The sequence below is a fragment of the Jatrophihabitans sp. genome, assembly GCF_036389215.1.
Lineage (GTDB): Bacteria > Actinomycetota > Actinomycetes > Mycobacteriales > Jatrophihabitantaceae > Jatrophihabitans_A.
In genome coordinates this window covers 1-8,680 of sequence record NZ_DASVQG010000178.1, presented here as the reverse complement: position 1 = coordinate 8,680, position 8,680 = coordinate 1, and the positions used below count along the sequence as shown (strand labels likewise).

Annotated in this window: 6 protein-coding genes and 1 pseudogene; 4 read left to right on the top strand and 3 right to left on the bottom strand. The window is 67.7% G+C overall.

The window, feature by feature from the left end:
- The 3 genes and pseudogenes from VF542_RS09290 to VF542_RS09280 all read right to left on the bottom strand — a co-directional run.
- A pseudogene (locus VF542_RS09290) lies at positions 1 to 321 on the bottom strand (gamma-glutamyl phosphate reductase); the annotation flags it as partial.
- Between the two features lie 202 nt (positions 322 to 523).
- Positions 524 to 1,006, bottom strand: coding sequence for a hypothetical protein (locus tag VF542_RS09285; protein ID WP_408651419.1), 483 nt, complete (start codon positions 1,004 to 1,006; stop codon positions 524 to 526).
- Between the two features lie 907 nt (positions 1,007 to 1,913).
- Positions 1,914 to 3,515 carry a M4 family metallopeptidase gene (locus tag VF542_RS09280; protein WP_408651418.1) on the bottom strand — a complete coding sequence of 534 codons (1,602 nt, stop codon included), beginning with the start codon at positions 3,513 to 3,515 and terminating at the stop codon, positions 1,914 to 1,916.
- A gap of 469 nt (positions 3,516 to 3,984) precedes the next feature.
- On the opposite strand from VF542_RS09280, the gene VF542_RS09275 reads away from it, so the two are divergent.
- The 4 genes from VF542_RS09275 to VF542_RS09260 form a co-directional block, all read left to right on the top strand.
- Positions 3,985 to 4,716: a class I SAM-dependent DNA methyltransferase gene (locus VF542_RS09275; RefSeq protein WP_408651420.1), complete on the top strand. Its 732-nt coding sequence runs from the start codon at positions 3,985 to 3,987 to the stop codon at positions 4,714 to 4,716.
- A 129-nt stretch (positions 4,717 to 4,845) separates the two neighbouring features.
- Positions 4,846 to 7,089, top strand: coding sequence for an RNA polymerase recycling motor ATPase HelR (helR, locus tag VF542_RS09270; RefSeq protein ID WP_408651417.1), 2,244 nt, complete (start codon positions 4,846 to 4,848; stop codon positions 7,087 to 7,089).
- A 71-nt stretch (positions 7,090 to 7,160) separates the two neighbouring features.
- Positions 7,161 to 7,979: a hypothetical protein gene (locus VF542_RS09265; protein WP_408651416.1), complete on the top strand. Its 819-nt coding sequence runs from the start codon at positions 7,161 to 7,163 to the stop codon at positions 7,977 to 7,979.
- 65 nt (positions 7,980 to 8,044) lie between these two features.
- Positions 8,045 to 8,680 (top strand): DUF2071 domain-containing protein (locus VF542_RS09260; RefSeq protein ID WP_408651415.1); only part of this gene is annotated, 636 nt, incomplete at its 3' end.

Below are 8,680 nucleotides of genomic sequence, written 5' to 3'. Positions count from 1 at the left end.
CTCCACCAGCGCGCCGGGCAGCTCGCGGACCACCCGGGACCATTGCGGGTGCGGCACCTCGGCCAGCACCCGCAACTGGTGGGCCATTCCGGCCAGCCGGTCGCGGTCCAACCGGAGCCGGTCGAGCATCGCGCTCTCCAGCCCGCTGGTCCGCACGTCCTCGGCGTTGGCGGCCAGCACCGCGTCCGCGGCCTTGTCGTCGGTGAGCCGGTCGGCGATCGCTCGCAGCGCCGCGTCGATGGCCTCCGGCGTGGCGGCGGCCACGCTGCCGGCCGCGGCGTGCGCGGCCTCGGCGCACGCGCGTACGACGTCAGCACTCATGGCCAGAACTCTACGTCGCCCGGCTCCGGCCGTCCTGGCGGCGACCGGCTGCATCAGTGCCGGCCACGCCCCTCGGCCGCCGGTGGCCGCCGGGGCATCGGCACCCGAGAAGCGGAGTTCGATCGCGACCGAGACGCGCTGGGCTTGAGTAGGCGTGACCGCCTACTCAAGCCCCGGTGCGCTCAACAGCTACTCGGTGGGACTACCAGCCGGCGTAGGGGGCGAAGTAGGTGCAGGCGCCCTGCCCGTGGCCGCGGTAGTGGGCTGAGTTGCCGAGGGTGCCCCAACTGTCGGTGTAGCCGCTCCAGTCGCTCCACACACCGGTGGCCAACCACCAGTCGCCCAGCACGCCCCAGTGGGTGGAGCCGCCGGAGTACCAGTACACCAGCCACACGTAGTTGTCGTTGTTGACCCCGCACGAGGTGCCGTCGTCGATCGCCCATTCGAAGAGCACGACGCTGGTGCCGTCGTGCCAGGTGACGATGGTTCCGGTTGACCGGTCCAGCACATGCACGCCACTGGACGGCGTGTTCTGGATTGTGGTGCACGGGTAGGTGTAGCCGTCGCCGAACGGTGAGCAGTGCCAAAGGTTGACGCTGCTGGCCTGTGCGGTCGCCGGTGAGATGAGCGCCGCGGCAAGCAGCACGCTGAGGAGGAACGCGAACAAGCGGCTTCTACGAATCATGCTGTGAAAATAGGGGACTGCCCGCCTTGACGAAAAGATAAGTACCTGCCGGGATCCGTTCACTTGCTGCCATGCTTAGGTCGAGCAGTTGCTCGACCGGCTGATGCGCGCCGCACATCACAGACGACGTCTGCCGATCGGTGGTCCTAACGCCGGCAGATTTTCCTGCAGCCCACGGCAGAATAGTGCTCCGCGAGGCAGTGGACGGACTCATCGGCGAAGACCCCCCAACCGGCTGGCACCACGCGACCACGGGCTAGCGCCTAGGACTGTCCCAACCTTCGGCAGCCAGCATCATGCCGGCCGAACTGTTCGCGGAGCTTAGGCCTCGGATCCCGCAGTACAGTTCAGCGCACCGGTGGTTGTCGCTACGTGGCCGGCCGAGTCGCTGACGCGTAGGGTGATGTAGCTGCTCGTGCCTATGGTGCAGGAACCATAGCCACCGATTTCGTATTCGATCGGCCGGGTGTTGATCCGGCTGACAGTTGTCCGAGTGACAGTGGCCCATCCGTTGCTCGACGACCAGGTCGCCGTATACGGGGTGGTACCGCCGGTAACGTTGAAGTAGCAGACGAAACCGCCGTTGCCAGTGCTGTCGCAGGCGGACCCGCCGGTGAACTGAATCGACCCCGCTGCCAGGGCGGCGGGAGGACTGGTAAGGAGCACGCCGACTGCAACAGCTCCGCAGGTGACGTCCGCAAACATTTTCCTGGAGTTCACCGTAAATAGTCCTTGGGGTCGTTGTCCATGTTTATAACATACGGCCTAAGCGGGCTGCTGTCGTCGCGCGCCAGTTCACCACCGACCTAGGTCTCGGGTGAACTCGCAGCAACATCGACATTCCCTACCTATGCCAGCGCTCACGCATCAGCGCTCGACCGATGATCCTTGCGGCGTGCAGGGAGCATCACCGCAAAGACGCCCCGCCGGTGGTGATGCAGGTGGGGTCGGAGGTTTGGGCCGGGACGCTGACCGCGTTCCAGGCCGCCTTGACCTTGTTGAAGTTGGTGCAGTTGCCGGGGGTGAGGTTCTTGGCGGCGTTCAGCGTCTGAGTGCGGTACTTGAGGTACGTCATGCCGGTGGTCTTGGCGAGCATGGCGTTGTAGAAGATCTTGCCGGCGGTCTGGATGCCGACGCCGGTGACGGTGGTTCCGTTGCAGGTCGGGCTGGTCGGCTGGCCGTTGGTCGGTTTGCTGCCCTCGGAGGCCAGGTAGAACCAGTGGTTGCCCGGTCCGGCCGCAGCGTGGGTCTCGGTGGTCGGGATGGAGGCGGAGTAGCAGTTCGGGTCACCGAGCAGCGAGGGGTTGTACATGTTGCGGATCGGCCCGTTGCCGGTCAGGTTGACCTCCTCACCGACGGTGTAGTCCGGCTCGTCATAGGCAGCGGGCTCGTTGGCGTAGGCCTCGGTCAGCGCGCCGAAGACGTCGCCGGTGAACTCGGCGACCGCGCCGGAGCCGATGCCGCCGGGGGTGAAGCTGTCAACGGCGTGCCCGAACTCGTGCCCGATCACGTCCAGGGAGGTGAGCCATTCACCGGCGTTGTTGTGACCGACCAGGACCCGGGTGCCGTCCCAGTAGGCGTTGACCTCATTGAGACCGACGTAGATCGAGAAGCCAACGCCGGAGCCGTTGATGCCGTTACGGCCCAGCCAGGCGCCGAGCATGCGCCACTCGGTCTCGAGGGCGAACAGGGCATCCACGCACGCGGTCTCGATGTTGGTGCCCACCCCGTTGCCCCACACGTCATCGCCGCCCGAGAGCACCGCTCCGCCGGGGTAGCTGCGGCAGGAGACGCCCGGACGGATCGGGTCAGTCATCGTCCAGGTGGTGGTGGTCGGGTGGCTGGTGTCGATGGTCAGCGGGCTCGGGCCGTTCCACTTGCCGGTCCCGGAGCCTTCGTGGACCTCGTCATAGGAGTAGGCCAGCCCACCGGTCCTGGCGTCGGTGAACACGTGCAACTTGCTGGACTTGGCACCGGTGTGGCTGATCACCACCGACTCATACGCCAGCCGCGGCGCGCCGATGGCCAGTACCACCTTGCGGACGCTGGTAACCGCGTCGAAGGTCTGACCGGCGGCATACGCCCGGGCAGCGGTCGCGGCCTGCGAGGCAGTCAACCGGGCGGCGGTGGACAGGCTGATCACCCGGTCCTGCGCCACCGAGGTCGACAGCACCTGACCGGCGGCGTCGGTGACGACGACGAAGTCACCGCCGTATACCGGCAGGCCCTTGTAGGTCCGGTCGTACGGAACGTACTGCAGGCCCTCACGGGTCGAGATCACCGCATGCGCGATGTAGGCGTCATCCTTGCTGGCCTGGATCGACGCCGACCGCGAAGCGACCAGCCGGGCGGCCGACTGCGCGGCCAGCACGGACGGTGACGCCTTCGGACTGGGCACGGCGGCAGCAGGACCGGTAGTGAGCGCGACACCAGTGACGGCCAGAGCCGCCATGCCGAGCAAAGCGGCCAGGGTCACGATGCGGCGACGAGGAGAAGCACTACTGGGCATCTGAACCTCCACCGAATGAAGGGGCTGATGCACCGTATGCCATTTATATACTAATTTCTAGAGATTGCCTTATCCGCCCTAAGCCTGTTCAGGACGCTAGGTCAATCAGTGCCTGCTTGGTATGCGTGCGGCCACTGGCGTCGTACGGCGGTTTCATCCCAGCCGGTCTGCAACCGGTTGTGCGCACGGCTGGCCAACGTCGCCAAGGCGCGCCACCTCGATCGGGAGTTCCTGACCCGCGCCTACTAGGTAGGATGCGAGGACATTGACAGCGGTTGCCTCCGCCGGTGTCATCCTCGCCACATCAGCCAGCCTATCGCCCCGACGCGGTCCGCATGGCGCTACTGCCGATAATCAACATTATGTCAATTCGAAAGAAAGCGGCCCTTCCCTTGAGGAAGGTGGCCCTTCCCCTCCGGACACGGCATATTCGCTGGGCGAAGCCGCGCTGAGCGGCAAGGATGCCTGCATGGCTGACGACTTCTTCGGTGACCAGGTCGCCGAGCGCTATGACACCTCGCAGGATGACATGTTCGCCAACGAGGCCATCGAGCCGGCCATCGATGTACTCGCCGAACTGGCTGGTGACGGCGCGGCCCTCGAACTCGGTATCGGCACCGGACGCCTCGCGCTGCCGCTGAGCCGGCGGGGTGTGCCGGTGCACGGCATCGACCTGTCCTCCGCGATGCTCGCCCGGCTGGCGGCCAAGCCCGGTGCCGAGCAGATCGGCGTCACGCTCGGCGACTTCGCGCACACCAGAGTGCCAGGCAGCTTCCAGCTCGGCTATCTTGTGTTCAACACCATCATGAACCTGACCAGCCAGGACGAGCAGGTCGCCTGTTTCGGCAACGTCGCCGCGCACCTGGACGTCGGCGGGTGCTTCGTGATCGAGGTGATGGTGCCGGACCTGCAACGGCTGCCACCCGGCGAGACCGTACGGCCGTTCACGGTGGCGGCGACGAAACTCGGTTTCGACGAATACGACCTTGTGACGCAGCGGCTCGTCTCGCACCACTACCGCTGGGACGGCGACCGGCTGGAAAGCAGCTCAATACCGTTTCGCTATGTCTGGCCGGCCGAACTCGATCTGATGGCACGGATCGCCGGGATGACCTTGCTACACCGCTGGAACGACTGGCATCGCAACCCGTTCACCAGCGACAGCCGGCAGCACGTCTCGGTGTGGCAGAAGGCGCGGTGAGGCTGCCTTCTCACACCTGCGCCACTTCCAACGTATAGCGCACCCCGGGTCTTGCGGCAAGACCCGGGTCGTGCCGCAGAATCGCGGGCCGAGGCCAGAGCCGGATGGCCTCAGACCGGAGCTGCTGACGTGAATCCCTTGACTACCAGCGCGTTCGACCTCCCCGACCACCTCGCCGCCAAGGCCGACCCGAAGCTCATCGCGGGCGACGATCGGCACTTCGCGGCCATTGCACAGAGCCTTGAGCAGTCGATCGCCGACCTGTCCGACCGCCTCGACGCCCAGCGCAAGGCACCCGGCGGCACCGGCCAGAGGGCGATGGACCGGGACTTCGAGATCCATCGGCTGACCGCTCGGCTGCGGGCCCTGCGCCGCTTCGGACTGGACCTCTGCCTCGGACACATGGTGAGCGCGGACGACCCTGAGCCGGTCTACATCGGACGCCTCGGCCTCACCGACAGCACGGGCCGTCGGCTGCTGCTCGACTGGCGCTCCCCCGCGGCTGAGCCGTTCTTCGGAGCGACCCACGCCAACCCGATGGGGCTGGCACGCCGCCGCAGGTACCGCTGGACCGGGGGCCGGATCAGCGACTACTGGGACGAGGTGTTCACCGCGGACGGGATGGCCGGGTTCGAGGAACACCCCGCGCTTGACGACCAATCCGCCTTCATCGCCAGCCTGGGCAGCAGCCGGTCGGCCCGGATGCAAGACGTGCTCGGCACCATCCAGGCCGATCAGGACGCCATCATCCGCGCGGGATCGGCCGGCGCTCTCGTCGTCGACGGCGGCCCCGGCACCGGCAAGACCGTCGTCGCGTTGCACCGCACCGCCTACCTGCTCTACTCCGACCCGCGCCTCGGTCAGCACAGCGGCCAGCACAGCGGTGGCGTGCTGTTCGTCGGCCCGCACCAGCTCTACCTGGACTACGTCTGCGACGTCCTTCCCAGTCTCGGCGAGGAGGGCGTGCAGACCTGCACCCTGCGCGACCTCGTCGCCGAGGGAGCCGCGGCAGCTGTCGAGACCGACCCGAACGTGGTGCGGCTGAAGTCGTCCGCGAGCCTGGTGACGGCGATCGAGGCGGCCGTCCGGTTCTACGAGGAGCCACCCACCAAGCCGATGACGGTCGAGACGCCATGGTCGGACATCCCGCTCAGCGCCGAGGACTGGGCCGAGGCGTTCGAGGCGCCAGAACCCGGAACCGCCCACAACGAGGCGCGCGATCTGATCTGGGAGGAGCTACTCACCATCCTGATGGACAAGTACGACGGCGACGCCTCCCCGCACCTGCTGCGCGGATCGCTGCTGCAGGACGAGGAACTGCTCACGACCTTCAACCGGGCATGGCCGCTGCTCGAAGCGACTGACCTGGTCGCAGACCTGTGGTCGGTACCCGCCTACCTGCGCACGTGCGCGCCCTGGCTCAGCGCCGAGGACGTCCGGGCGCTGCAACGCAAGGACGCCCAGGCGTGGACGGTGTCCGACCTGCCGCTGCTGGACGCGGCGCGGCAGCGACTCGGCGATCCGAAGGCGTCACGGCGCAAACGCCGCCACGAGGCCGCCGCCGCCCGAGAACGCCAGGAGATGGACCTGGTCGTCGAGCACCTGATCGCCGCCGACGATTCCGAGATGCAGGTGATGTCGATGCTGCGCGGGCAGGATGCCCGGAACACCCTGGTCGAGGAGACCGCGCTGCCCGGCACCGACCCGGACCTGCTCGCCGGCCCGTTCGCGCACATCGTCGTGGACGAGGCCCAGGAACTGACCGACGCGCAATGGCAGCTGCTGCTGCGCCGCTGCCCGTCCCGGAGCTTCACCATCGTCGGGGACCGCGCCCAGGCAAGGCACGGGTTTGCGGAGTCGTGGCCGGAACGCCTCGAGCGGATCGGGCTGAACCGGATCACCGTGGCCGGTCTGAGCATCAACTACCGGACGCCGGCAGAGGTGATGGCCGAAGCCGAGCCGGTCATCCGGGCCGTCCTCCCGGACGCCAACGTGCCGACCTCCATCCGCAGCAGCGGCGTCCCCGTCGTGCACGGATCCGCTTCGGAACTGGGCCCGATCCTCGACAGCTGGCTCGCCGCGCATGCCAACGGGATCGCCTGCGTCATCGGCGCCCATGACAGCGAGAACGCCACGGTCCGGGCGCTGGTTCACGACAAGCCGCGCGTCCGGTCGCTGACTCCGGAGCTGTCCAAGGGGCTCGAGTTCGACCTGGTCGTCCTCATCGACGCCGGACCACCAGAAGCCGGGACGTTGGAAGCCGAAGCGTTCCGCAGCGCCATCAGCGGCATCGAAGCGGCGGTCGACCGCTATGTCGCGATGACCCGAGCGACCCGGCAACTCATCATTCTCACGACTCCTGAGGTCGGCTGACACAACGTAGTCGTGGCCGCATGCCCTCGGCGATCGGTGTGCCGGTGTGCCGGTGTGCCGATACTAGGCGGATGTGCACGCATGGTCCTGAGCCGTCCTGGCAGGTGTTGGCCGAGTTCGGGCTGTCCGGTCCGGTCACGCCGTTGCCGGGCGGGCAAGGCCGGTCGTGGCGAGCGGGACCGGCGGTGCTCAAGCCGGCGGACATGAGCCCGACGGCGGTGGCGTGGCAGTCCCAGGTGTTGCGCGCCATCGACGGGCACGCCGCGTTCCGGGTGTCGCCGCCACTGCCGGCCCGTGACGGCCGCTGGGTGGTGTCGGGTTGGACGGCATGGCGGTGGGAACCCGGCCGCCGTCTCCCCCGGCATTGGCAGCAGATCGTGCAGGCAGGCCACCAGCTGCACGCGGCGCTCGCCGCCGTGCCCGTGCCACCGTGGTTGGCAGAGCGTGCCGACAACTGGTCAATCGGTGACCGTGTCGCATGGGGCGAGCTGCCCGCCCGGCACTACGCCGGGGTCAAGCACCTTGCCGAGTTGGTCGCAGCCTTGCGTCCGGTGTCGGGGGTACCTCAGCTTGTCCACGGTGACCTCACGGGCAACGTGCTGTTCGCCGCGGACCGGCCTCCGCTGATCATCGATCTGTCGCCCTACCGGCGCCCGCCACAGTTCGCGGCCGCAATCGTCGTCGCTGACGCCCTGGTGTTCGAGAGTGCCGGACCTGACATCGTCGACGTCCTCGGCGACGATCCCGAGCGAGGCCAGTACCTGCTGCGTGCGCTGATCTACCGGGCGGTCACCGACCACTTGGCGCGGCCCGAGCTGAGGCGCACGGATGCGGACGACCCTTACCTGCCGGCCGTCACTCTCGTGCTCCGGCTCATGCAGCGACCATGAAGGGCATACCCTCATGCAGCGACCATGAAGGGCATACCCTCATGCCAGCCTGCAAGAGGAGACCCATGAAGCTGCCGCGGCTCGCCGGTACCGTCCAACGCCGCCTGCTGGTCAACTACCGGGTCGACCCGGAGGTGATCGCGTCGCTGTTGCCCGCACCGTTCCGCCCGCAACTGGTGAACGGGTACGCGGTGGCTGGCATCTGTCTCATCCGGCTCGGTTCAATGCGACCGGTCGGTTTGCCGGCCCGGCTGGGGTTGACCAGCGAGAACGCCGCGCACCGGATCGCGGTCGAGTGGGACACCTCGGACGGCCCGGGGACGGGTGTGTACATCCCCCGCCGCGACAGCGATTCCCTCGTCAACGCCGCGGTGGGCGGCCGGATCTACCCGGGCGCCCTTCACCGGGCCCGTTTCGACGTCGTGGAGACCGAGCACGACCTCCACGTGGCGTTCACCGCCCGGGACGGCAGTGTGGCGGTGACCCTGGACGTGCACGTCACCGCGGAGCTGATCGGAAGCCGGCTGTTCGCCGACACGGCGACCGCGTCGGCATTCTTCGAGCAGGGATCGATCGGCTTCTCCGCCACCGACGACCAGGACCGGTTCGACGGCCTGGCGCTGCACACCACGGCCTGGATGGTGGATCCGGGAGTCGCGGTCCGAGCCGAATCGTCGTTCTTCGCCGACCGCGCACTCTTT